The sequence below is a fragment of the Streptomyces luteolifulvus genome (assembly GCF_008806595.1).
In the GTDB taxonomy this organism is placed as follows: Bacteria; Actinomycetota; Actinomycetes; order Streptomycetales; family Streptomycetaceae; genus Streptomyces; species Streptomyces luteolifulvus.
Genome location: NZ_VZRB01000019.1, coordinates 141,408 through 165,447, shown reverse-complemented (window position 1 = coordinate 165,447; position 24,040 = coordinate 141,408). Strand labels below are relative to the sequence as shown.

Sequence of the window (24,040 nt, the reverse complement as noted above, 5' to 3'; positions counted from 1 at the left end):
CAGCCATGATGGCAGCACAGGCACAGGTCTCCCCGGTGATCACAGAGCGTCGCAACTCCATGATCACCAGGACCTGTGCCTGTCTTGCTGCCGGGGTACCAGCACCGCGCCTATCTGCGCGACCTCTTAGTCCGCCGTCGCCGCCAAGGCCACCATCGAAATGGCCAGCGGCATGCTCGCCGAGAGCTGCGGACTCACCCTGGCCGAGGCCCACTCGGCCCTGCGCGCCTATGCGGCCGACAACGGCAGTCGGCTTCCGTGGCCACCGCCCAGGCCATCGTGCGCCGTACGCTCGCATCCGGCGCGGTGATCGAACCCACGCCACGGGCGGTCGCCACGTACGGATCAACGGCGAGATCGTAGGGCTTGCGTACAGCCTGGACGATCTCGTTGGGTTCCTTCGCGAGGCGGAGGTGGAGCTCGTCGACCTGGCACAGCCACCGTTGATCGATTGGTGTGGCGTGGGGGCAGAGCACTGGGGGCCCGAAACGCCAGGGTGAAGCCGTCATGACCCCTTACGCAGCCGGCCTCCGGACAGCCGAGAAACATCCATCGCGAGACCGTCGACACAACCTGCCCGGGTTTGCGCGCCGCCCGCCAGCTTGAAGCAGTCAGGACCCTGTTCCGTGTCAGGTCGCATATGACGCTCCATCTGCGACATTTGGTTTCCAGCTCGTCTCGAGCCTCGGGGGACAGTCTGCCAGTGCGGGCCAGGATCAGTTCCGCGACATGGCCCGGTTTGATGCCCGACACCACCACGACACCGACAGGACCACTGCGTGTGGTCACCTCGCCCGCCTAGCGGGACCAGCGTCGTCGTCTGGCTACTGGCTAGGTGCTGACCGGAGCTCGGGGGGCGCTACGCAAAGCCGCCTTCTCCGTGTCCTTCGTGGACTCTCCGCGAGCGCCTCGGGCGGCGTGCTCCGCGGTCTTGATCCACTGCCGCAGCATCTCGTGGTTCACGCCGAGTTCGGCGCCATGCGTGAGACGGGCTGGCCCGACGAACGGGCCAGCGCCACCGCGCCGGCCCGGAACTCCACCGAGTACTTGTAGGTCCCCACTCGGGACGCCCCTCCCTGAACTCAAGATCCAGTGTCGAGGTATCCACGATCAAGGTGGAAGGCTCGGGGCGTGGATGCCGCCGAAGTCCAACGTCGATCTGTACGCGGCGATCCGCCTTGATTCCCGGGCGGGGCTGTCGAACCGGGTGGCAGGGGCACCTGATGGTGCCCCTGGCTCGGCACTGCGATCAATGCTGACAGTGCTCGCACCAGACGGTACGCCGGCCGGCGACGCGGCGTGACTGCAGCCCTCGGCCGCAACGGGGGCAGGCCGGTTCGCCGTCGTCGCGATGACCGGTGAGCCAGGTTTGCCGCGGCGGTACGCACCCGGCGCGGGTGGCAGTGGCGAGCACGCCGCGCATCGCCGTGAACACGTTGCGCGCCTCTCTGTCATCGAGGGCCCTCGCCGGGCGCCGGGGCGCCACACGGGCCCGCCAGAGGATCTCGTCGCTGAGCAGGTTGCCGAGGCCGGCGATGAGGGACTGGTCCATCAGCACGCCCTTGACCGCGCCCCGCCGCTCGGCGAGCAGGTCCAGGAAGTCCTCGCGTGTCATCTCCAGGGCGTCAGGACCGAGCCGGTCGAGCAGTCGCGCCAGCGCGCGCTGATCTGGGGCCAGCCGTATGCCCAGGAGTTTGCGCTGGTCGCGGTAGCGCAGTTGGCGTTCGTCATCGAGAGTCAGGAGGACGCGGTCATGGGCGATCGGCGGTTCGTCCGCGCGTGCGCAGACCAGTTCGCCGGTCATGCCGAAGTGCCAGACGATGACGGCTCCGTCAGCGACCGGGACGATCAGCAACTTCCCGTGACGCCACGACCGGCCGAGGCGCCGCCCCTCCACCTCCCGGCGCAGGCGTTGGGCGCTGACCCCGCGTAGTACGCCCGTGTCGCGCACGTCGACCCGCCGGACGTACTGGCCACTGCCACATTCGTTCAGTACCTCACAGAAACCCTCGACATCTGGCAACTCCGGCATGTCTAACTCCTGGTACGGTCCTCGGCCTGCAGGCCGGACCTGGCGCCGTCTCCCAGCAGGTCGGCCACGATGCGCAGATCGGCGACAAGACCGTCGTAGACGCGTGTGCGGTCGGAGTCGTCGGCGCGCAGTACGGCGGACGGGTGGATCGTCGCCACCAGCCCGCTGATCCCTTCCTCGGCGCCGCCTGTACTGCCTTGGTCGCCGAGGCCGGGCCAGGGCAGCAGGGCGCCGCGCTGCTCGGTCACCCGGAATCCCGAGCCGAGCAGGGCCTTGCCCGCCGTCCCGCCGAGCGCGACGACCACCTCTGGTTCCACGACCCTCAGCTCGGCCATGAGCCAGGGTCGGCAGGCCGTCATCTCGCGGAGGGTCGGGGCCTTGTGGATACGGCGTTTACGGCCTTCGGGGATCGTGAACTTGAAGTGCTTGACCGCGTTGGTGACATACACCCCGTCCGGATCGATGCCCGCGTCCGCGAGGGCGCGTCTCAGTACTCTGCCCGCGGGGCCGACGAACGGTCTGCCCTGGCGGTCCTCTTGGTCCCCGGGCTGCTCGCCGAGGAGCAGGACGCGTGCGTTCGTGTGGCCCTCACCGAACACGGTCTGGGTCGCGTCCTGGTACAGCGGGCAGCCCCGGCAGTCCGCGGCCGCCTTACGCAGCCCGGGCAGCCTCGCGCGCCGTCCCGGGACGAAGGGGGTCGCGTCATGCTCCTGGCCGTGCCCTCGGGCACCCCCTCCGGTCATGGCACGTCACCTCTTCTCCCTTGGGCTGCAGCACTGCAGGGCCATTCCGGTTCCGAGTACCCAGCGAGGCCCGGTACGTGCGGGGTGGGCGGGCCGCGCTCCTGCGGTGCCGCACACGCCCCTGTAGAGGATTTGCGAGACATCATGCGCATTCACGATGGCGGAACGACTGGTCGGACTGAGCAACGAGGACCTGCGCGAGGTCGCAGTGCTCGGTCTGGTCCGGCTGTCGACCGCTACGGGCCCGACTGCGGCCACTCCTTCGAGAGTTGCGTCGTCCCCACGGTCAAAGGCGGGATCAAGCGGTAACTTCCGTGACCACCTGTCAGGCCTGCGCGTGCTGGGCCGAGTCCAGGAGAGACCGCCGGGCACGCCGAGACTTACCGGGGAGACACATGGCACAGAGCCGCATTGCTGAGTTGTTCGGAACTTCCCAGATACACGTGCCGCACCTGATCAGCCGGTCCTGTCGGCAGGTGGGCGTGCGGGAGGCCGCCAGCAGAACGCGGCCCGGCCCCGGTGTACGGCACCGGCACGGATCACCCCATACGGCTCCAGGTGATCTCATCGCCTCTGCTGTTCGACTCCGCGGCAGAAGACCGGGTACCTCACCGAGGGCGACGCCCACCTTGCCCAGGCTGCGCGGACTCCGCGTCGCTGGCCCTCAACGAGGCGTACCTGGACATCACCGTCCGGTGCCGGGAAGAGCTGATCGGCGAAGTGATCGTCGACGTCTATCCAGGGGCCGCCAAACCCACGGTCGGCCATCCTGCGGGGGATCAGTCCTTCTTGCCGCGCCCGGTCAGTGCGTCGCGCATGCGGTCGACCAGGCCGGCCCCAGGGGCCAGCAACTTGTTCGCCGGTGGCTTGTTCGGGGCGGACGGGTGCGGGCGGGTCGGGGCCATCCTCTTCGCCTGACGCACCTTGTCGCCCAGGTTGTCGAGCGTGTCCGCGGAACACGCCGCGCGCAGCTTGGGGAAGAGGTTCTCCTCCTCGTCGGCCACGTGCGAGCGAATCTCGCTCATGAGCATCCCGATGAGCCGGTCGAACTCGGGATCATCGGCGTCGCACCCCTCCAGGTCCTTCATGATCTGCTCGGCCTTGGAGTGATCGTCAATCTCCTTGTCGGCAAGGGCGTCCCCGCCCGCCATGTGCTTCCGTACAGCCGGATAGAGGTACTCCTCCTCGGCCACCGAGTGCCGGACCAGCTCCATCGTGGCCTGGTCGGCGTACACCTTGCGGTCCTTGTCACCGGACGGTAGCCCCTCGATCCGGCCGAAGAACTCCTCGACCTCTCGGTGATCGGTCACCAGTTCGTCGATGACGTTCCCACCATGACCCATATCCTTCGCCTCCCGTCTGGAGCAGCGGGCCGGACGACCGCCGCGGGCTCCGAGTGCCCGAAGTAGGTGGCCTCACACGGGAGTCGCGAGTGGCTGTGATGCGGCGCCCAGGGGAATGAACGTGCGAAACGACTGAGCCGGGAGCCCCGTATCAGTGCGTCGTCGGAAAGGCCGTTCGGCGCGGCACAATGTGCTGGGATTCTCTGCCTGGCCCCTTCGGGTCCGGACGACGAATCCTCAACATGCACGTGACCTGCGGAGACGGCTTCTTCGCACCACATGTACGAGCGCCTGCTGAATTCAGATGTCGAAGTCGACTACGACGACGACCCGCTGTCCTGGTCGCGTGAGAAGATCTCGGACAACCGGGGACGTCCACCAACCTCGCGAGCGCCAGCTGATCGTTGGTCGTGCCGTCCCCGGCCAGACCGTGCGCCTGCGCGTCGACCGTCAACGGCATGGACATCGTGCCGTTTCAATCTCCGATGTGGCGCTCCGGAGCTCGTCACAGGGCCACGGCCATGGCGATCAGCCCGATCACCACGAGGGCCACCACAATCATGATCACGGTCAGGGGCATCGCTGCCCACCCCTTGCGCAGCTCGGGTTGCTCGGGGTGGGAGATGCCGTGGGTACCCCCTTCGGCGGGCGGGGTCTCACCGGGAGAGACCTGACCGCCCGGTTCGAGTCCTGGGGTCCATTTGGGCTCGGGGTCGGGAGTGGTCATGACACGCCCTCCTCTCGGACTGTCTCGTCCCGCGGTCCTTCGCGGTGCGCGGGAGGTCACTTGTTGGGCCTGGCGGCGCTGATGTCGGCCAGAGCCGAGCGGACTCGCGCTCGATGGCCAAGTCACCGAGGGATACGACACCCACCGCGTGCTCAGCCTGGTCGACGACCCGCACCCGGCGCACCGAGTGCTCACGCAATCATGCCGAGCGCGACGTCGAGGTCGCCATCGGGCCCCACCGTGATCAGGTCGTCGCTGTACGCGTCGGCCTGTCGCCCCGGCCCGGGTCGCGTCCCGCGGCCACCGAGCCGAACACCAGGTCGCGGTCGCTGACCAGCCCACGCGGATCGCCTTCGGTGACCAGCACGGCGCCGATTTCTCGTCGCGCATCATCTGGGCGACTTCCTCCACCGAGGCCTGCGGTTCGACGGTCACCAGGTCGGTTGTCACGACGTCGCGGCATGCTGGGTCATTGGGACCATCCCTTCGTACGGGGCGGTGCCATTCGCCGATGCGGTCCGAGTACCCGCACATGACGGGCCCCCACTTGTACGGCACGTACGACGGGGCTGCCGCTTGCGGGGTCGCTACGAGGGGCCCCTACGGTGTCCCCGCCACCCCACGGACCCTCGAACGCGCCGTACTGCGCATGCTGCGGAACGATGCCCGGATCCGCACCAGTGACAACGCCCGCCGCGAGCTCAACTTTGCGGACTCCGCCCGACGACGGCCGGTTCCATGGCGCGCGTGACCAGGGTATACGCCGTTTCAGCGAGGCGGACATGACGTCGGCTCGCAAAGTCGGTGAGCAGGCGGGCGGCCTCGCCGACGGTGCTGCTCGCAGTCTCCGCAACCATGCCCCTGGCGACGTCCAGTCTGGCCTTCGCCGTGATGACGTAAACCGGGATCCCGGCTGCCACGTCTGTCCCAACCGCACGGAGTGGCGACTCGTGCCACGGGAACTCGTCCGCCTTGACACAGGGACCCGTGTGAGGAGGCCTACCATGTTCCGGGCTATCGCCGACGTACTGCGTGCCATCGGCAGCACAATTGCCGCTGTCGTGACCCTGCCGTTCAGGGCCCTTGCCCGACTGTTCAGCGGAGCGTCGAGCAGTACCCGTGGACACCGGACCTAACGCTATGGCCACCGAGCCGATCCTTGAGGGAGCCGGTGGCCTGCATACCGAATACGACGTCGGCTTCCAGCCGCGGCATGCTCTCCAACAGCCCGGCGACCACCGTCACTGCGTACGACCTTTTCGGGAGGCGTCCGCAATCACGTATTTGTCATAGGGCGGTTCTCGCCCCATGCGTCCAGGGCACGCGCCCGGTGGCGACGCGGTAGGCGAACGGCCCGTGAGGGGACTTGGGGCGAGGCTCCTGGGCGGCGAGCGCTCCGCAGGACAACCGCCGCCCTCCCGCGCAGGGCGGCACCGGGGGAGGAGTCCGTATCCCCGTTCCACACACCGAGCCCCAGGAAGCGGTGACGCACACGCGCCCTCACTTCTACACAGTCGGTGGCGGGCGCCGCAACTACGGCTATCGGTACGTGTGAATCCGCGACCAGATCTACGCTAGGCAAAGCCGCAGCCGCCGTAGGCGCCTCCAACAGCGTCGGCCGGCAGTTCCAGCTGGACTGCTTCGGCGAAGCCTGCTGCTGTTCGCTGCAGCCGAACGCCATCACCGCCTCGACGACCGCCCTGGCAGGCCGTCGGCATTGCCCTGCGCGCCATTGCCGAACGCTGGCGGCAACCGGATGCCGGTATCCGGACGACCAGCTGTGGACCCACAGCCGCCTGACCCGCGTCGCAGGCCTGCGAGCCATGGCCGCCGCCGCACCCCGCCATCCGCACGCCGATCCTGCGCCGTACTGGCCGACTTGATCCTGGCCAGCGTCTCGGCCACGTGCGAGCACCCGGACGGATACTGGCAGCGCACTCCGGACGACCCCACGGTCGATGCCGCGCTGCTGCCTGCCGTCCGTGGTGCGCTGCCCGCCCACGGCATCCGCACCCGCCAGACCCTCGCCACCTGGACCGGCCCCTGGAAAGCCGAGGCGCCTTCCTGAATCGGCGCTGGGCGACATCAGCGCCGATTCATCGAACCAGTAGCCGTACAGCGAGTCCCGAAGCGTACGCCCGCCGGGTGGGTGGCGTGTGCCCAATCAGAGAGTGTTTCGCAGGCTTTGGGCACTCGCCCGTATCCATGGCGCGGAATACACAGCACGGCGGCGTACGACAGCCCGCCGGGCGCCGAGGCTACCGGCGCGGCCGGAAACCGCTGCCGGAGCCGACGATGGGAGGCATTCGGTGGGTCGGGAATGGTGGGCCAGGCCTGGAGGCGAGGTGAAGGCGGCGCGGCGGCGTGCCGCACCAACGTCAGAGGCGGGCCGAGGGCCCGGCGAGCGGTTCACCGACGCCGCAGATGGCCGGCTGCCGGTCCTTGACGGTGGCCAACTGCTGCGCAAGGCGTTTCCGGACCACTGGTCGTTCCTCCTGGGCGAGCTGGCGCTCTACAGCCTGCTCGTGCTGGTGCTGAGCGGGGTGTGGCTGACCCTCTTCTTCAAGCCGGAGATGCGCGAAGTGGTCTACGACGGCCGGTACGTGCCGCTGCAAGGTGTGCGCATGTCGGAGGCATGCGAATCCACCCCGCACATCAGCTTCGATGTGCGCGGTGGGCTCCTGGTCCGGCTGTGAACGATCACGTAATTCCCCGGGCCCGGCGTCACGTAATTCCCCAGGTCCTGACCTCGTTCATGTCTACTTGATCGAGGGCTTGTTTGTCTCGTCGGTGCCGCCTGCTCGGGGCCGCTTGTTGGGCGGTCCCCTGTCACGTCAGAGCGCATCATCGCGGGTGAGAAGACCCCACGAAAACAAGATCCAATGAGACGGGACAGTGGGTGTCGAGGACGGCATTGTTGTCATGGTGCGGGGCGGTCCAGGCCGTGGCGGTGGGCCAGGACGATGGCCTGAGCGCGATCGCGGAGCCCGAGTTTCATGAGGATGCGGGTGATGTGAGTTTTGACGGTCGCCTCGCTGATGTGGAGTGCCGTGGCGATTTCGGCGTTGGAGTGGGCCTGGGCGAGGAGGGTGAGGACTTGGCGTTCGCGGGCGGTGAGTTGGTCGTAGCCGGCGGGTGGTGCGGGGTCGGGGGTGGGGAGGCTGGTGTAGCGGCGGATGAGTGCGCGGGTCATCTGGGGCGAGAGGACGGCGTCGCCTCGGTGGGCGGAGCGGATGGCCTGCTGGATGAGTTCGGCGGGGGCGTCTTTGAGGATGAAGCCGTCGGCGCCGGCGTCGAGTGCCTGGTGGAGGTAGATGTCCAGGCCGAAGGTTGTGACGATGACGATGCGGGGTCTGTACGGCCGGTCGCGCAGCTGGCGGGTGACGGCGATGCCATCGCTGCCGGGCATCTGGATGTCCAGGAGGATGACGTCCGGTCGGGTGCGGTCGGTTTGGGCGAGGGTTTCGGGTCCGGATGCGGCCTCGGCGACGACCGTGAGGTCGTCGGCGGCGGCGACGATGAGAGAAAGTCCGCCGCGCACGAGAGATTCGTCGTCGGCGATCAGGACGCGGATCTGGCTCATGCGGTGCTCCGGGGCAGGGCTGCCGCCAGAGTGTAGCCGCCGTCGGTCTGTGGGCCGGCGGTGAGGGTGCCGCCCAGCGCGGTGACGCGTTCACGCAGACCGGCCAGGCCGGTCCCGCTGCCACTGGTGGGCGAAGGCCGGTCGCCGGCGGGTGGGCCACTGGTGACGGTGACGGTGAGCTGGCCGGGGGTGGTGCGCACGGTGATGCGGACGGGGGAGCCGGGGGCATGGCGGGCGGAGTTGGTCAGGCCTTCCTGGACAGTGCGGTAGGCGGTGACGGCCAGCGGCCGGGGCAGCTCGGCGGCCAGCGCGCTGGTGTCGAGGACGGCGTCGACGCCGCTGGCACGGGCGGCTTCCACGAGGGCGGCGAGCTGCTCCAGGGTGGGCGGCGGGCTGTCGGGGCTGTCGGAGGCCTGGCGCAGGACGTGGAGCATGGCGCGGAGGTCCTCCATGGCCTGCCGGCCGGCATTCTCGATGGAGGCCAGCGCGGTGACGGCGGCGTCGGGGTCCTTGTGGGCGATCAGTCGGGTGCCGGTGGCCTGGAGCACCATCAGGGTGACGGCGTGGGCGACCGTGTCGTGCAGATCCCGGGCAACCGCGTGGCGCTCGGCTGTGACGGCCGTGCGGATCTGTGCAGCGAGCTCGCGTTCGGCGTCGCGCCGCGCCCGTTCGGCCCGGGCAAGGCGGAGGCGGGTCTGGGCCGAGTGCCCGAGCAGCCAGACCGCCCACAGGGCGAGGCTGACGAACAGGGCATCCCAGACGGGGTCGCCATTGACGGCGATCGGACCGGCCCACTCCTCCGCCAGACACAGCACCAGTAGTGCCAGCGACACGCGGCGGCTTGGTGCGTACCGGCCTGCGGTGAAGGCCGCGGTCAGCAGCGCCAGGAAGGGCATCGCCAGGTTCGTGGACGGCGTCAGCAGAGCCGTCTGCGCCATGGCCGCCACGACGGCCACGCTCACGGACACCACGGCATGGCGGAGACCGGTCGCCAGCGGCACGGCCGTCCCGACCGCGCACAGCCCGTTGAGCCACACCGGCCCGACCAGGTCGGCCGAGGAAGCGGCCTCTCGGGTGGCGACCGCTGCGAACGCCACCGCCGCGAGGCCGCCCCACCAGGCGGCGGCCGGAGACGAAAGACGAGGTGGCGGTCGGCGCTCGGTCACCACGTCAGTCTAGGAACCCAGCGCGGCCCTCCTGTGCCCTGCCGCATACGACGAAGGTCGCATTACCGCCCGGCCCGGACCTCTTCGCGTACGACGATGGTCGCACCGAAGAACCAGACGTCCGCCAGACGCCCCCGGCACTCCGCGATTCCTAGCGTTGAACCATCCCTCAACAACGTTTCCAACGACAACGCTTCCAAGGAGAATGCGTGAACTCGCCGCATCAGAGCAGGGTGTTGAACGTCGTCCAGTGCGACGGGCTGGGCCTATCCCTCTGCTGCACTTCCTCACCGTCGGAATCCCGCACCGACCCACGTGGCGGATCTCGTTGCGGACCCTGTTCGTCCTCGCCGCCTCCCACAAGGCCATGCTCTGCGCCCAGGACCACCGCTTCGCGCTCGTGGCCCTGTATGCGGTGATCGCCCTCTGCAGCAAGACAGAGCAACGCCAGGACTCCGCAGTGTTCTCCGCCGGCGGGCCACTGCCGGCAGCCGCGACCCTTGCACCGCCGCTTTTGCCCTGGCCGACGGCGTCGGCCCTCGTGCTGCCCTTGAGAGGAATACCTCGTGCTGCAACCACCCCTCGACACAAATACCAAGTCCGCATCCACGGCCGGCCGCTCGCGTCTGACGGACCTGGACGCCCTGCGCGGCTTCGCGCTCTTGGGCATCGCCGTGGTCAACGCCACCTACTTCGCCTCCGCGTTCCACGGCACCGGCGTCGCAGACCCCGGCGTCACCACGACCTCCGACCGTGCCGTCAGTACGCTCATCACCCTCTTGTTCGAAACCAAGTTCTACCTGCTGTTCTCCTTCCTGTTCGGCTACTCCTTCACCCTGCAACGACTCTCCGCCCAGCGCCGCGGCACCCGGTTCACCGCCCCCTTCCTACGCCGCCTCGCCGCCCTCTTCGCGCTCGGCGCGGCCCACGCGGTGCTGCTGTTCACCGGCGACATTCTGACCACCTACGCCGTCCTCGGACTGGTCCTCCTCGCAGCCGGCGGCCTGCGCGTCCGCACTGTGGCCACCGCCGCATGCGTCCTCCTGGTCCTCACCGCCGCGTTCTACGCCGGTCTCGGGGCGCTGCAGGCCGCCTTCGGCCCACCGAGCACACTGGACGCTCAGGCCGTCACCGCGCACGCCCAGCATGCCACCGCCCTCCTCGCAGGCGACCCGGCGCAGGTCATCACCGCCCGCCTCGAGGAACTGCCCGACACCGCCGCGCTCCTGCTGCTGTTCCAGGCCCCCTGCGCCTTGGCGATGTTCCTGCTCGGCCTGGCCGCAGGAAAACGCGACCTCCTCGCCCGGCCGATCAGCGCGAGCGCCCTGCGCCGCGTCCAGCTGATCGGCTTCCCTGTCGGGCTTGCGGGAGCCGGCCTCTACACCCATGCCACCACCCACGGGACCGGCACCCCCGGCGAGACCTTCGCGCTGGCCGTCGACGTGCTCACCGCCCCCGCCCTCGCCGCCGCCTACGCCGCGACCCTCCTGCGCCTGATCCACAGCCGCTACGGACGACGGATCGCCGGCGCACTCGCCCCGGCCGGCCGCATGGCACTGAGCAACTACCTGACGCAGTCCGCCGTCCTCGCCGTCGTCTTCACCGGTTACGGCTTCGCGGCGATAGGCCGGCTCGCCCCCGCCACCGTCCTCGCCCTCGTCCTGGCCCTCTACGCCCTCCAGTTGTCCGCCTCCGCCCGATGGATGCGTACCCACGCCTACGGCCCCCTGGAGTGGCTCCTGCGCGCCGCTACGCACCTGACCCTTCCGCCCTGGCGCGCCGCCGCCGAGAGGACACCCGTCTGACGTTCCGCTGCCTCAGTTCCTCCGCCATAAACGGGTCTGGCCGGCGCGGCCAGTAGAAGCCGTTGCGGGCGTGCGGCGCACGCCCGTGCGGCCTCCAGCCGTACCAAGTTCTTCTCCGGCGAGTTGAGCGTGGGGCACTCCCAGCGGTGGAGACGGCCGCGTGCCGGCCGATCGCGCACGTGGCCCTGCTCTCCAGCTGCCGCTTCCGGCGGGCGATTACGAGGCTCTCCCTCCCGGTGCCCGGCTCGTCGACTCCGCTCGGTTCGCCATCGTTCCCGGCAACGTCGCCCACACCCTGGCGTACCCTCACCGACCGTGCCCCGAGCTGCCGCGTTGGCAGCCCCTACCTGACCACCTGGCCATCATCCCATCAGTGCGCTGACCGAAATCCTGTCCACGCCCTGGCGGCCCTGTCTCATCACCACCACGTACTACCGCTCCAGTGCCGGCCCCCTGGTCTACACGGACGCGCCCGCCCTGGAAACGGCGTTTCCTCGCCCGCCGCGTAGCCGCGGCGGGCGACGCCCCGATGCCGGAGGATGCCGTGTGCAACGACGACGTAGAGATGCGGCTGGGCCTGCCCGGAGGCGGGGCAGGGGGCCTGTTAGAAAGGCGTCATGCTGCATCTGCGCCTGATCACCCCGGCCGCCACGACCGACGACGTGGTGCGTCTGATCGAGTCCACGGTGGGCACCACGCACCTCGTCGTCGTGCCCGGCGCTGCCCGCGACCCCGCCGGGGACGTTGTGATGTGCGACGTGGCACGCGAGGCCGGTGACGAACTCCTCACCAGACTACAGGAGTTGGGCATCGACAGCTCCGGTTCCATCGCCGTTGAGACCATCGACCTGTCGCTGTCCAAGCGCGCCGACAAGGCCGAGGCGGAGGCCCCCGGCGAGGGCGCGGACGCGGTGCTGTGGGAGCACCTGACGGACGCGACCCACGAAGAGTCGACGCTCTCCGTCACCTACGTCTCCTTCATCACGCTGGCGACCATGATCGCGGCCTGCGGTGTGGTGCTCGACAACGCGATCCTGATCGTGGGCGCGATGGCGGTCGGCCCGGAGTTCGGCCCGCTGGCCGGTATTTCCACCTCGATCGTGCAGCGCGCGCCGCGCCTGGCCCTGCGGTCGCTCAGCGCCCTGCTGGTCGGCTTCGCTGTGGCCATGGCGGTCACGGTCGGCTTCAGCTGGTTCATGGACGCGCTGAACCTGTTCAGCAAGGAGCAGCTGGAGGCCGAACGCCCCAACACCAGTTTCGTCTACGCGCCTGACGCCTTCTCCTTCGTCGTCGCCGTCCTCGCCGGCATCGCGGGCACCCTCTCGCTGACCTCGGCCAAGTCGGGCGCCCTGGTGGGCGTGGCCATCTCGGTGACGACGGTCCCGGCCGCCGCCAACGCCGCGGTCGCCCTAAGCTACGGCGACACGAGCCAGACGATCGGCTCGACGAACCAGCTCCTGCTGAACCTCCTGGGCATCGTCCTGGCAGGAACCCTCACCCTGGTGACCCAGAAGTGGCTGTGGAGCAGACAGCGCCAACGCACCACCACACCGTGAGGGGCAACAGACCCCAAGGGGCGCGGGGAAACTGCGCGACAAGCCACGGCAAACCGCAGCCCGCCCGCAACCCCCACCCCCTACCCGGCGGCCGCCATCATGCCAGCCCCGACTTCACACATCCGCGATCCGCCCCGCCACAGACCGAGCGTGATCGATGTCCGCCGCCTCGACCGCCACACGAACCAGCCGCTCCGTCCCGGCTGACGCAACAGCACCCGCCCCGTCGCCACAGCTCCCGCTCCGCCTCGGCGCCGGCGGCGGCGAGTTCGGCCGAGTCCCCGACCCGGGCCTGACGATCGCCCGCCCAGGCCCGGACCCGGACGCCCTCGAGGAAGTCGGACGCACCGCTCGCGCCGAGTACCTCCCCCTGCTCGCCCTGGGCCTGCCGTCGGCCCGTGCCGAGCTCATCGCGGGCCCCGCGTCCGCGCGGGCCTGCGCCGCGGTCGGTTCTCGCGCACCTTCGAATTGCCTGGCCTTACGCCATCCAGGGCCGGGGTCCGCCACATGGTTGCCGACGCCGTCCGACGCGAGACCGACTCAGGATCCGGAACTGCCGCTGATCACGTTGTCACGGACGGGTCCGGCCTCCGTGGCGTGACGTCGCGGCTCATCGCACCAAGCCCGTGCGCCGACCCCGCTGTCACCCTCCGGCCGGGATCGGCGAGGTTGCGGCGCTCGTCCCCGGCCCCAAGCATGGGCTCAGGGGAACAGCGACAGAGCCCCTCGGAGGGGCACGTCCCAGGAAGGCATGGGAACCATGACGCTTCTTGCGGCCCGGTCCGCCGGCCGTCGCCGGACAAGGCGCACTCGACCGGCCTGCGTGCGATCGGTATGACCGACGACGACCGGCCGACTCGCTGTCTGGTCACCGGCGCCACCGGATACCTGGGCGGCAGGCTGGTGCCGGAGTTGCTGGCCGCCGGGTACTCGGTGCGCTGCCTGGCCCGCTCGCCCGGCAAGCTGCGGGACCATCCGTGGGCCGCGCGGGCGGAAGCCGTGCGCGGGGACGTGACCGACGAGGAGTCCGTGCGTGCGGCCATGGAGGGAATGGACGTCGCGTACTACCTGGTGCACGCGCTGGGCACCGGGCGGGGTTTCGAGGAGACCGACCGGCGCGCGGCCAGGATCTTCGGTGAGCAGGCGCGTGCCGCCGGAGTCCGGCGGATTGTCTACCTCGGCGGGCTGAGCCCTTCCGGAGTACCCGAGCACGCACTGTCACCCCATCTGCGGTCCCGCGCCGAAGTGGGCCGCATCCTCCTGGCCTCGGGCGTGCCGGCAGCCGTACTGCGGGCAGCCGTGATCATCGGGTCGGGTTCGGCCTCGTTCGAGATGCTGCGCTATCTGACCGAGCGGCTCCCCGTAATGGTGACCCCGAGGTGGGTGCGCACCCGTATCCAGCCGATCGCCGTCCGCGACGTGCTCCGCCTCCTCGTGGGGTGCGCACGGCTGCCGTACGACGTGAACCGAGCCTTCGACATCGGCGGGCCAGATGTCGTCACCTACCAGGAGATGATGCGGCGGTACGCCGCCATCGCGGAGCTGCCGAAGCGGGTCATCCTGCCCGTTCCGCTGCTCACCCCCCGGTTGTCCAGCCTCTGGGTCGGTCTGGTCACCCCCGTGCCGGGCGCTATCGCGCGCCCGTTGGTCGAGTCACTGAAGCACGAGGTGGTCTGCGCCGAGCGGGACATCATCCGTTACGTGCCGGACCCGCCGGAGGGGCTGGTCACCCTCGACCGGGCGATCCGGCTGGCGCTGAGGCGCGTGCAGGACGCGGACGTGGCCACCAGGTGGTCCTCGGCCTCGACTCCCCGCACCCCCAGCGACCCGCTGCCGACCGACCCCGGCTGGGCGGGCGGGAGCCTCTACACGGATCACCGCGAGCGGACGGTCGCGGCGTCGCCGCAGGCACTGTGGCAGGTGGTGGAGGCGATCGGCGGCGAGAACGGCTGGTACTCCTCGCCGTTGGCCTGGTCTTTGCGAGGCTGGCTGGACACCCTGGTGGGCGGAGTCGGCCTGCGCCGGGGCCGCCGGGACGCGACCCGGCTGCGGGTCGGCGACAGCCTGGACTTCTGGCGAGTGGAGGAGATCGAGCCGGGCCGGCTGCTCCGGCTGCGCGCGGAGATGCGGCTGCCGGGCCTGGCCTGGCTGGAGATGGCCGTCGACCGGAGTCCACAGGGGCGCACGGTGTACCGGCAGCGGGCCCTGTTCCATCCGCACGGCCTGGCCGGGCACGCCTATTGGTGGGGCTTGGCCCCCTTCCACGCCGCGGTCTTCGGCGGCATGGCCCGAAACATCGCCACCGCAGCCGAATCGGCCTTCCCTGAACCGGCCCGTACCGCCTGAAGGGGCTCAAGGGAACGGTGCGCGTCTCCGTCGCCCTGTTCCACCGCGGACCCCATGGTTGACGACAACCTGGTCCTCCAGGCCACTCTGAGAGACGCGGAACGCGTGGGTCCCGCTCTTCGTCGTCGACACGGGCATCCCGCCGCACCGGCTTCGCTGTACCCAACCGCGAGGCGTTCCTCGCCGACAGCCCGGGCGACCTCGACGTGGGTAGCCTGCCCGGCTTCAGCAGCCGGCCGGTATGTCCGCCTCGTCAAGTTCGACGCCGCGCTCGCAGGTGACCACGCGGCCAGTTGGGGTCGAGACGGCCGTGGTCCGCCATCCACGCTCACAGCGGTGAGGTGAGGTTGCGGAGCTGGTCGACGACGGCGGGCTGGGGGAGGGGGACCGTGCCGATTCCGGGGGGTGGTGTCGAGCCCTGCTTGGTGAGGTGCCCACGGTGCACGGTCAGATCCGACTCGCGGTGGCGTGGGGTGAGCCCGGCCCACGAGCACAGCTGTCTGCCGGTCGGGAAGCGCGTGGCGTCGCCGATCTCGGCGACGAACACCGGGGCCAGGACTGCCCGCCGGCCACGCGGCCTGGCGATGGTGTAGCCGAAACCCGCCGAACGCTCGGACAATCCGAAACCCAGGTAGTCGACGACGACACACCGGTACCGGGATTTCCCAGCGGGCAACGTAGTAACCGTTCAGCGCGAAGCCCACCAGCGTGGAGCGCAGCCTGGGGCACGTTGCCCGGCGGAGGTCTGTCATGTTGTGGCCGACCAGCGCATCGAGATACTCCCGGAAGGCGTGGTCGACGGCTTCCCGGTCGAGCGGGGCGTGCTCCGGGGAAGCCGGGGCGGATGCCGGAGGCGGGGATGGCGGGGCCGAAGGCAGGGGCTGGGTTGGCGCCGACGACGCGAGGCCGCCGGCTTCGGCGCCTGCGCCGCGGGATGAGTCCGCCCCCTGCAGCCACTAATCATGACGACGAGGACTGCCACGGCGAACGCGAGGCTCCCGACGAGGTAGGCACGCCGCTGGGCGGCTCTGACGACATTTGTGACGCCGCTGCCCTGACCTGGCTGTGGGTGAACTGCGCGCCGCGGAAGTCGTTGTGGACTGTTCCGCCCGCTGGCTCCCGGTCCTTCCCGTTCCGCTCGTTCCCGCGATGCTCGGTGCCGTCGCATCCCCACCGGCGGTCCTACTCTGCGTAGTTGTTCGTCACGGTCATCGTGCCGCTGCCCTGCACCTGGCTGGCTGCGGTCGAACCGGGCGCGAGGAAGTCGTTGTGTACCGTCTCCGCTGGGCGGGCAGGTGTCCACCCAGAGCGCCCGGGCCAGGCCGAAGCCGGTCGGCCCGGCTTCGTAGGCCGCCGCGGCTGATCCAACCGAGTACGTCACCATGCTGCGGCGTGAGCCGACAGCGGATCAACTCCCCGCTCACCGTGTCGATCGCGCACGCCACGACACTGCGGGCATGCACATCCATCCCGACGCTCGTACGCTCAGAAGACACCGGGCCTCCTGCAAATGTAGGCACTACCGGTCAGGATGCGCCGGGCCGGCTACCCCACGACAACTTTGCGAGTGAGGCCCGGGCTCAGGACCGGCACCTGCATACCGTCTAGGCCAACCAGGCAGCGACTGAACCGGTGAATCTGGGTCCCGGTCAACCTGCCCTGACCAGCCGGTCAGTCACTCCCGCGCGGCGGGAGAACTTCACTTCGTGGGCCGTGTCGACGGGAGAAAACCCGAACCGCTTGTTATCCCTGGAGCCTGTTGTGGTCTCGATCCAGCCGAGTGGAATTCGCGGCAGCGAGTTCCGGCGGCCGTGGCTGGTCCAAGAAGAACAGAGAGGTGAAGGCCGTGCGTATCTTCCTCGACGTCGGGGCGCATTACGGTGAATCCCTGGACGTTGCTCTCGATCCGAGATGGGGATTCGAGAAGATTTGCTCGTTCGAACCCGCACACTCTTGTCAGCGCGTGCTGCGAGGGTTCCGCGACGAGCGGGTCCGGGTGGTTCCGGCGGGTCTTTCCCGCGCGACCGGCTCAGCGACTTTGTTCGGGGCGGGACTTGGGGGGGCGAGTGTTTACGCCGACAAGGTGAATCTGGGGGGTGACATCGAGCAGGAGACGGTCTCCCTGGTGCGTGCAACGGATTGGGTGCTGGCGAACACATCTGACGGTGATGAGATCTATCTGAAGCTCAACTGCGAAGGCAGCGAGTGCGACGTTCTCGAGGACCTGCTCGACAGCGGTGCCATCAGCCGGATCACCAGCATCTACGTGGACTTCGACGTGCGGAAGATCCCGAGCCAGGCCCATCGGCAGACGGCGGTGGAAGAGCGTCTCCGAGAGCGGCGTCGGCACTTCGTCACCCGTGATGTTCTGAGCAGCCCGGGCGGTCCGCGGGCAGTGAGGGAGTGGCTCACTATGGTGAGTGATCACACGCCTTCCGCCTCCGGCAGGCTTCGCTATCGGCTCGGCCTTCACCGGCCGCGCTCCATCTGGCTGGCCTCGGTGGTCGTCCGGCTGGTCTTGGTGGCGAAGGCCGTATTGCCGCGAGCGATGTATGTGCAGGCGGCGCGGTGTATCCGCAGGCTCGGAGTCGTTGTACAGGCCACCCCGGCAGGTCCGCTGCCCACAGGTCTCAAGTGGAACGGCCGTCGGTCCTTGCGGCGGGGGAAGTGAGAGTTGCCGGGACACAGCTGCACAATGCGCGGGTGGTGCCTGCTGCGTGTGATCGGCCGTGTGGCGTTCGCCGTCGGGGCGTTTTCGACGCCACACTGAAGTCGACGCCCTCTGTCGAGGATGGAGACCGGCACGGTCGTGCCTGTCACCGGGCCGCCCGGATTTGCCGGCCACTGCCTTCTTCAACGGCGCGGTCGTCACCCGTATCACCCGCTTTGAGCATCGCTCCCCTGAGGGGCCTGGCGGACACATCCCTCGCTCTCCTCGTCGAACGGGAGTGATGAGTGCTCCGGGCGAGTCCGCTTGACGACGACGCACCGTGGAGGCTGGAGAACTTCGCTCGCCCGGTGTGAGGGGAAAGAGACTTCAGCGTGGTCGCTTCGGCATGGGACAAGCCTGTCGGCTTTCTCATCGCGTCCCGCCGACCGGGGAGCGCCTGTGCACCGTGTGGTCGTCGATCCCGGTCCCTGGCGCACAGGAATCGCCTGAATGCTGCTGGCCCATCATCGATGCCTTGCCGCCGAGAAATTCCACCTGGTGGGAGAGCCCGAGCCGGGCGGTCTGCACTTGCCAGGGTTTTCTCGACGGTCCGTCGCCCACGATGCGCAGCCGTACCGTGGGCACGGTCCGGATCAGGTCGGCCAGTGCCGTCAGCAGTAGGTCATAGCCCTTGGAGCTCACCAGCGGGCCGACCGCCAGGAGTTGGGCTGCCGGGTGCGTTTCAGCGGTTGCTCCCGGGACAGGGAGCAACCGCGGCGGGACCAAGCCGAGGAAGTACCGCCGGTCCAGCGCGTCGGCGATGGACTGTGCGACGGCTCCACGGGCGCTTCAGTGGCGAGCGAAGAAGACGACGGCCCGTCGCAGAACCGCTCGGCGCCGGCGACCGAGGGAGGTGACCGGCAATGCGAGGTAGTCGCCGTGAATGCCATCAGCCATGCGCGCCGGACTCTCGCCGACGGCCGAACGATTCAGCCGACCCCGACACCGACACCGGACACGGATCGAGACGAGAGGGGCGGACAGCCACCCCTATGGTTCGCCGCCGTTGAGCACCACGGTCTCACCCGGCGGATTGCGGCGCGAGAGAGGCGCACACGGGTACGGACCCCCCGAGCCGTCAGATCAGCGACCGGTGGCCGGTGCGGCGCGGCCGTCTGAGAACGTACATCCATCCTCGTTGGCACTTCAGATGCGGATGCCCAGTACACCGGAAACGGCCGAGACGGTTGCCCAGGGCTGCCCAGGTGCGGAAGTTCTCTGCACAGGGAACCGGCGTCGGCATGTTCCCTCGGCTCAGCCTTGCACCGCACAAGCATGACAAGGGCGCTGACGAGCCGCCTGGGACAACTCGTGCACTCCGATGGCGTATCCGCCGGATCCGGGTCGGTGACCCGACGGTGGTACCGGCCCCGCGTGCCGGACGCGTCAGCCTCTGCCGCACGGCCAGACTCGGTCCGGTGACGAGTCAGAGGACGCCAGTTCATGGAGCACAGCCCACCGCACGTACCCGCGGGTCGCGTCGTGCACTCACCCCTCGTGCTGTACTACCGCCACTACCCGGCCCTCGTACGTCTGCGCTCCTGCTGGCCGGCGCAGTCGTGCTGGGCCATGGGCTCGGCATGGCCGGCCTTCAGGCCCCGGTGGCTGGGCTGCTGTTGATCAGCGATGTGCTGTTGCTCGCCTATCTGCTGTGGGGACTTGCACAGCGGCCCGTCGGGAAGGCTGCGCGCATCGGCTTGGTGGGCCTGTTCCTCGTGGTGTTCCTGGCCTGGTCGTTCCTGGCCACCACTCTCGCAGGCACCTCCCTCACGCCACTGCTGCGGATCGCCGTCTACGGTGCGGTGTTCCTGATCCTGTCGCGGCGCGGGGCGGACCGGAGTCTCCTCTACGGCATGGTCGTGTGTTATGCCGTGGTCAACGTCGTCGGTGGAGTATTGCAGGGGCAGACGCGGCTCATTGGGCTGGATGTCGGCGACCCCGGGCAGATGGGGGCGCTCCTGGTGGCTGCGCTGTGCCCCCTGTTGACTGCAGAACTGCGGTTTTCGGGCCGGTGGATCATCGGCGCGGTGCTGCTGTACGGGATCTACCTGACGCAGACCCGCAGCGTATGGTTCGCCACCATCGTCGTGCTGGTCATCTGGGCTCAGAAGAAGCTGTCCCTGTTTAAAGTCATTGTCATCTTGCTGCTGCTCGCCGCGCTGGGACTGATGGCCGTCGACTGGGTCACCCAGCAGTTCGGTCTCAATGAATACAGCACCTACCTCCGGACGCAGAGCATCGTCAACGGTATCCACAATGGCTTGGCCCACCCGCTCCTCGGCAGCGGATGGGGGCAGGTAGCGTCCATGGGCCACTTCCAGCCGCTCACCTCGGAAGCAGTCGACCCGGTCTACCCCTACAATCTGCTCATCAGCGTGTTCACCTTTGTGGGCGCTCCCGGTGTGCTGATGCTGGTCCTGTTCTTCGGCGGGCTCCTCCGGCACCTGGTACCCAGACGCCAAGCCCCCTTGTTGGTCACTCTTGATTTCCTCGCGCACTCCGTCACGGAGTTGTCCCTGTATGCCGCATCGATGCAGACGCTCCTGTTCTTCATCTACGCAGGCGTCGGACTCGCCCCGACCGGCAGTGCCACTCAGCCATCGCACGATCCGCACCAGGACGAAGCTGTGCCGGCAAACTGGACCGCGGCTACGCCCACTCCAGCCCGAGGCCCGCGAGTTGCTGGAGCTGGTCGGCGGTGAGCTTGCCGCGTCTCGATTTCGCGTTCGAGAGGAATACCCCCAGCCTGATCGCCTGTTCCTGGCAGTCGACGACGATCTCCGTATGGACCTGGGGACGGTCACTGTCCGCCTCCGAGGGTGCCCTGGTCTTCAGGCCGGGGAGGAATCGGGCTCCTGCGGAGCAGGGCAAGGGTAGCCGGGATCGCCGTCAGGGCGATCCGGCGTCCACTCCAGGAGGCACGGAAGGATCGAGAGCTCTCAACTGTCAGTTCTCCCGGGTAGGTTCGGGTGCATGACGACGGAAGCGATCACGGAAGGGCCGAGCATGCCTGGTACACCTTCCGTGTGCGTCTGGACGTCCGCGGTGACAGCGGTCAAGAAACTTCCCCCCGTACGGCCAGTGACTCCCCACGGGCGGTCACGGTCCCGCTGACGGCCAGTTCCACTCCCCGGCCTCGCTTCGCCGGACGGTGCGTCACCGAGCCGCGGCGACGGCCGTGTCGGGGTGGTAGGCGACGATGACCTGCAGGAGACGCTCCGAGCCGTGGACGGAACTTGAAGACGAGACTGCCCGCGCCGACTACGGCGAGCGATCGAGGCGGAACGGCAGCTGGCCAAGCTGATGCGCGTTCGGTCACACACCGTAGCCCTCGTCGGCGATGGCAGCTGGCTCCGTCGTTGGTCCTTGTCGATGAGGAAGCTGCGATTCGGCGACAGTCCGCCTCGGCACTCGTAGGCTGCCTGGATGCCCAATGCCGCACGTGGGTTGCCGCGTGGGCCGTGCTGTGCGCGGCCGGCCTCGCCGCCACCGCCGAACTGAACGCCTCATCGGGCCCGGACCCACAGCCCCAGGAAACCGTCAGCGCCGAGTGCGCCGAGTGCATCGCGGACATCGAGATGGGTGCGGCTCTTCTGAAGTGAGCTCGTCGGTCGCATTACCAGCATCTCGACGTCTCCCAATGCCCTGCCTCATGGCCCGGCCGGGCGATAGGGTCCAGAGGTGCGTTGATCTTCCGGGCGGCAGCCACGTGCAGCCGCGGAACGGTGTAGGGCGCCTCGTAACGGGGTCGCCCCAGCAGGCATACCCGTTATCACCCCATCGGAGATCCACACCATGACTGCTCAGCAGCCCCTCACCTACGACGCGTTCGTCGAGTTCGCTGCCGCTGATTCAGCCGTCGTCGGCCTCGTCCTCAAAGGTTCGCAGGCCCACGACGGCATGATCACCCCGCACTCCGACCACGACCTGTACGTGGTCGTTGCCGATGACGCCAGTACCGACCTGACCCGGTTCGCGGGGAACCGCAGCGCCGGGCTCGACCTCGTTATCGTCGCTCTCACCGAGTTCTGCGGGGCCGGGATGCCCGGTTGGGAACGCTATGCCCTCGCCCGTTCCCGGATCGTGCTCGACCGGCTCGACGGAGGCATCGCCCGCATCCTTGCCGACTGGGCCCGGCTGGATGCCGATGACGCGTTCCGGGACTCCGGCGAATGGCTCGACGCCTACGCCAACTCCCTCTACCGCTCCGTCAAGAACCACCGGGACGGCCGGGCTCTGGCCGCCTGCCTCGACGCGGCCGACAGCATGCGTCTCCTGCTCGAGCTGCTCTTCGCTCTCAACCGTCGGCCCCGCCCCTACAACAAGTACCTGGAGTGGGAGCTCGCCCGGTACCCGCTGCCGGGCTGGGACACCGACGTGCTGCTCCGTGCCGTGGACCGCATCTCGGCAACAGGCCACGAATCCCTGCAGCGTCACCTGTTCACTCTTGTCGAGAAGGCGGCCCGAGAGGCCGGACACGGCGAGGTTCTGGACGCATGGGGCGACGACCTTGACTTCATGCGACCGCAAGAGGCACACAGCGACACTCCCTGAGCTCTGCCCCGGTGTCACGGCATCGGAGCCGCCCTGGATGGCTCCGTTCGCTGGCCGGAGCCCGCGGCAGTTCACCGAGTTGATCAGCGCACTGCGGCGCGAGGGCGCCCATCCGGTTCCAACGGCTCCAGGGCACCATCCCGGCCCTGAACGGGAGGGCCAAGCCACCCATGGAAAGGATTCCCTATGGAGTTGTCAACCCAGGTTGGTGACTCGCTGTGAGCGTGTCAGCTCAGTGTGACGGGGTCTGTGGCGCTGCGAGCTCGAAGGCGCGGCCGTCGCGTATGAGGGCCCACAGAACGTTCAGGCGGCGCCGTGCGAGGGCGATGATCGCCTGCTTGTGGCCCTTGCCCTCGGCTCGCTTGCGTTCGTAGAAGGTTCTGGAGACGGGGCAGGAGCGGGCGGCGACCATGGCGGACATGCAGAAGACCCGCAGCAGGCGACGGCAGTAGCGGCGTGGTCGGCGCATGTTGCCGCTGATGCGCCCGGAGTCCTTAGGGACCGGGGCCAGGCCGGCGACGCCGGCGAGGCGGTCGGCGCTGTCGAAGATGCTCAGGTCGCCGCCGGTGTGGGCGATGAACTCGGCGCCCAGGACGGGGCCGAGGCCGGGCATGCTTCTTCTCGATCACGTGGGCGCGATCACGTCCGATGAGCATGTGGCTCACGCGCCTCGCGGCCTGCCCGTCAGGGCGCCGCCCTGCGACGCCTGTCGCTTTGCGAAATGCAGTCAGTCGGGGGCTGCCGGGTTCGTGGCGAAGTTCGTAAGGGCATCGAGCTGGGCGGCGAGGTCGGGATGGGCAGCGGTGAGGTGGGGGTGGGTGGCGTTGAGGGGGTGGATGAGGACGGCGGGGTCGTCGTGGGCGAGGGCCGCGTGGAGCTGGCTGAGCGGGTTGCGGGCCGCGGTGGGCAGGTCGGTGAGGGCAGTGATCTGGCCGGCGATGCGGCGCAGGTCGGCAGCGTTGCGGCGGGCCCATGTGGCGGTGGCGCGTGCGGCGGCGCGGCGCTCCCGGGTGGCCTGGACGCGCTGTTCGCCGGTGGTTCCTGCGGGGCCGGGCCGACCCCGCAGGTAGCGGCGTTCGGCGGCCTGGCGGCTGGCGACACCGAGGGGATGGGCAAGGTCCGCCCAGCTGGCACCCGCGTGACGGGCGGTTTCGATCAGGCCGGTTTCCCATACGGCGAGCTGCTCGCGAACCTGCCGCAGCAGCAGAAGGGAGGCCAGGGCCTGCTCCTGGCCGACGTCGTGAGTCCCGGCAGTGCCCGGGACCTCGTGCCGGGCGCCACGCAGGGCGTCGTCTATGGCGTGCAGGGCTGCCGCCGCGGCGAGGAACGACGCCGGGCCCTGTGCGTCGGCGCTGGACGAGGCCGGCTGGTCGGGCGGGGTCATGGGCACCACCTTGTGCAGTCATCCGTTGGACGACACCATGTTTGTCATCCATTGGATGACATGTTACAACGGTGTCAGTGAGGCGCATTGG

Annotated in this window: 17 protein-coding genes and 6 pseudogenes; 11 read left to right on the top strand and 12 right to left on the bottom strand. The window is 69.0% G+C overall.

Features of this window, described 5'->3' with window-relative positions; all coding sequences use genetic code 11:
- Positions 1-145: 145 nt before the first annotated feature.
- A pseudogene (locus F7R91_RS44345) lies at positions 146-310 on the top strand (ANTAR domain-containing protein); the annotation flags it as partial.
- A 939-nt stretch (positions 311-1,249) separates the two neighbouring features.
- On the opposite strand, the gene F7R91_RS25770 reads toward F7R91_RS44345, so the two are convergent.
- The 5 genes and pseudogenes from F7R91_RS25770 to F7R91_RS44340 form a co-directional block, all read right to left on the bottom strand.
- Positions 1,250-2,032, bottom strand: coding sequence for an Fpg/Nei family DNA glycosylase (locus tag F7R91_RS25770; RefSeq protein ID WP_150951584.1), 783 nt, complete (start codon positions 2,030-2,032; stop codon positions 1,250-1,252).
- A 2-nt stretch (positions 2,033-2,034) separates the two neighbouring features.
- Positions 2,035-2,775: a UdgX family uracil-DNA binding protein gene (locus F7R91_RS25765; RefSeq protein WP_150951582.1), complete on the bottom strand. Its 741-nt coding sequence runs from the start codon at positions 2,773-2,775 to the stop codon at positions 2,035-2,037.
- Positions 2,776-3,554: 779 nt separating this feature from the next.
- The gene (locus F7R91_RS25760; RefSeq protein ID WP_150951580.1) at positions 3,555-4,118 is read right to left on the bottom strand and encodes a hemerythrin domain-containing protein; all 564 of its coding nucleotides are present in this window, start codon (positions 4,116-4,118) and stop codon (positions 3,555-3,557) included.
- 505 nt (positions 4,119-4,623) lie between these two features.
- Positions 4,624-4,845, bottom strand: coding sequence for a DUF6480 family protein (locus F7R91_RS25750; protein ID WP_150951576.1), 222 nt, complete (start codon positions 4,843-4,845; stop codon positions 4,624-4,626).
- A gap of 56 nt (positions 4,846-4,901) precedes the next feature.
- Positions 4,902-5,295: pseudogene (locus tag F7R91_RS44340) on the bottom strand (CBS domain-containing protein).
- Between the two features lie 554 nt (positions 5,296-5,849).
- On the opposite strand from F7R91_RS44340, the gene F7R91_RS43845 reads away from it, so the two are divergent.
- The 3 genes and pseudogenes from F7R91_RS43845 to F7R91_RS25735 all read left to right on the top strand — a co-directional run.
- Positions 5,850-5,981, top strand: a complete 132-nt coding sequence (locus F7R91_RS43845) for an LPFR motif small protein (RefSeq protein ID WP_269144757.1) — start codon at positions 5,850-5,852, stop codon at positions 5,979-5,981.
- 743 nt (positions 5,982-6,724) lie between these two features.
- Positions 6,725-6,913, top strand: coding sequence for a hypothetical protein (locus F7R91_RS42170; RefSeq protein WP_191971638.1), 189 nt, complete (start codon positions 6,725-6,727; stop codon positions 6,911-6,913).
- Between the two features lie 364 nt (positions 6,914-7,277).
- A pseudogene (locus tag F7R91_RS25735) lies at positions 7,278-7,535 on the top strand (ubiquinol-cytochrome c reductase cytochrome b subunit); the annotation flags it as partial.
- 230 nt (positions 7,536-7,765) lie between these two features.
- On the opposite strand, the gene F7R91_RS25730 reads toward F7R91_RS25735, so the two are convergent.
- Entirely contained in the window at positions 7,766-8,428 is a 663-nt protein-coding gene (locus F7R91_RS25730; protein ID WP_150951574.1) for a response regulator, read from the bottom strand.
- Entirely contained in the window at positions 8,425-9,594 is a 1,170-nt protein-coding gene (locus F7R91_RS25725; RefSeq protein WP_150951572.1) for a sensor histidine kinase, read from the bottom strand. Before F7R91_RS25725 ends, F7R91_RS25730 begins: the two co-directional genes overlap by 4 nt.
- A 566-nt stretch (positions 9,595-10,160) precedes the next feature.
- On the opposite strand from F7R91_RS25725, the gene F7R91_RS25720 reads away from it, so the two are divergent.
- Entirely contained in the window at positions 10,161-11,399 is a 1,239-nt protein-coding gene (locus F7R91_RS25720; RefSeq protein WP_225320786.1) for a DUF418 domain-containing protein, read from the top strand.
- A gap of 617 nt (positions 11,400-12,016) precedes the next feature.
- A complete protein-coding gene (locus F7R91_RS25715) occupies positions 12,017-12,955 on the top strand; it encodes a DUF389 domain-containing protein (protein ID WP_150951571.1) in 939 nt (312 codons plus the stop codon).
- Positions 12,956-13,069: 114 nt separating this feature from the next.
- Here F7R91_RS25715 and F7R91_RS25710 read toward each other — a convergent pair.
- Positions 13,070-13,250 (bottom strand): annotated as a pseudogene (locus F7R91_RS25710) (phosphoglucosamine mutase); the annotation flags it as partial.
- Positions 13,251-13,789: 539 nt separating this feature from the next.
- Between F7R91_RS25710 and F7R91_RS25705 the strand changes: the two are divergent.
- On the top strand, positions 13,790-15,301 hold the full coding sequence (locus tag F7R91_RS25705) for an SDR family oxidoreductase (RefSeq protein WP_150951569.1): 1,512 nt from the start codon (positions 13,790-13,792) through the stop codon (positions 15,299-15,301).
- A gap of 328 nt (positions 15,302-15,629) precedes the next feature.
- On the opposite strand, the gene F7R91_RS42965 is transcribed toward F7R91_RS25705, so the two are convergent.
- Positions 15,630-15,977, bottom strand: coding sequence for a transposase (locus tag F7R91_RS42965; RefSeq protein WP_225320785.1), 348 nt, complete (start codon positions 15,975-15,977; stop codon positions 15,630-15,632).
- A gap of 1,170 nt (positions 15,978-17,147) precedes the next feature.
- Here F7R91_RS42965 and F7R91_RS25690 point away from each other — a divergent pair.
- The gene (locus tag F7R91_RS25690) at positions 17,148-17,972 is read left to right on the top strand and encodes an FkbM family methyltransferase (protein ID WP_191971637.1); all 825 of its coding nucleotides are present in this window, start codon (positions 17,148-17,150) and stop codon (positions 17,970-17,972) included.
- Positions 17,973-18,380: 408 nt separating this feature from the next.
- Here the strand turns inward: F7R91_RS25690 and F7R91_RS25685 are convergent, their stop codons facing one another.
- A complete protein-coding gene (locus F7R91_RS25685; protein ID WP_225320784.1) occupies positions 18,381-18,722 on the bottom strand; it encodes a glycosyltransferase in 342 nt (113 codons plus the stop codon).
- 869 nt (positions 18,723-19,591) lie between these two features.
- Here F7R91_RS25685 and F7R91_RS42165 point away from each other — a divergent pair.
- The 3 genes and pseudogenes from F7R91_RS42165 to F7R91_RS44335 form a co-directional block, all read left to right on the top strand.
- On the top strand, positions 19,592-20,713 hold the full coding sequence (locus F7R91_RS42165; protein WP_191971635.1) for an O-antigen ligase family protein: 1,122 nt from the start codon (positions 19,592-19,594) through the stop codon (positions 20,711-20,713).
- Between the two features lie 1,093 nt (positions 20,714-21,806).
- The gene (locus F7R91_RS25670) at positions 21,807-22,565 is read left to right on the top strand and encodes a hypothetical protein (protein ID WP_150951561.1); all 759 of its coding nucleotides are present in this window, start codon (positions 21,807-21,809) and stop codon (positions 22,563-22,565) included.
- 37 nt (positions 22,566-22,602) lie between these two features.
- A pseudogene (locus tag F7R91_RS44335) lies at positions 22,603-22,683 on the top strand (IS5/IS1182 family transposase); the annotation flags it as partial.
- A 114-nt stretch (positions 22,684-22,797) separates the two neighbouring features.
- On the opposite strand, the pseudogene F7R91_RS25660 reads toward F7R91_RS44335, so the two are convergent.
- Positions 22,798-23,181, bottom strand: a pseudogene (locus F7R91_RS25660) (transposase); the annotation flags it as partial.
- 111 nt (positions 23,182-23,292) lie between these two features.
- Positions 23,293-23,949 carry a type III effector protein gene (locus F7R91_RS25655; RefSeq protein ID WP_150951559.1) on the bottom strand — a complete coding sequence of 219 codons (657 nt, stop codon included), beginning with the start codon at positions 23,947-23,949 and terminating at the stop codon, positions 23,293-23,295.
- Between the last annotated feature and the right edge of the window lie 91 nt (positions 23,950-24,040).

Bases quoted from the DNA above. Each gene is read 5' to 3' on its own strand.
- F7R91_RS25770 (WP_150951584.1), bottom strand. From the start codon at position 2,032: ATGCCGGAGTTGCCAGATGTCGAGGGTTTCTGTGAGGTACTGAACGAA.
- F7R91_RS25765 (WP_150951582.1), bottom strand. From the start codon at position 2,775: ATGACCGGAGGGGGTGCCCGAGGGCACGGCCAGGAGCATGACGCGACC.
- F7R91_RS25760 (WP_150951580.1), bottom strand. From the start codon at position 4,118: ATGGGTCATGGTGGGAACGTCATCGACGAACTGGTGACCGATCACCGA.
- F7R91_RS25750 (WP_150951576.1), bottom strand. From the start codon at position 4,845: ATGACCACTCCCGACCCCGAGCCCAAATGGACCCCAGGACTCGAACCG.
- F7R91_RS43845 (WP_269144757.1), top strand. From the start codon at position 5,850: ATGTTCCGGGCTATCGCCGACGTACTGCGTGCCATCGGCAGCACAATT.
- F7R91_RS25730 (WP_150951574.1), bottom strand. From the start codon at position 8,428: ATGAGCCAGATCCGCGTCCTGATCGCCGACGACGAATCTCTCGTGCGC.
- F7R91_RS25715 (WP_150951571.1), top strand. From the start codon at position 12,017: ATGCTGCATCTGCGCCTGATCACCCCGGCCGCCACGACCGACGACGTG.
- F7R91_RS25705 (WP_150951569.1), top strand. From the start codon at position 13,790: ATGACCGACGACGACCGGCCGACTCGCTGTCTGGTCACCGGCGCCACC.
- F7R91_RS42165 (WP_191971635.1), top strand. From the start codon at position 19,592: ATGGCCGGCCTTCAGGCCCCGGTGGCTGGGCTGCTGTTGATCAGCGAT.
- F7R91_RS25670 (WP_150951561.1), top strand. From the start codon at position 21,807: ATGACTGCTCAGCAGCCCCTCACCTACGACGCGTTCGTCGAGTTCGCT.
- F7R91_RS25655 (WP_150951559.1), bottom strand. From the start codon at position 23,949: ATGACCCCGCCCGACCAGCCGGCCTCGTCCAGCGCCGACGCACAGGGC.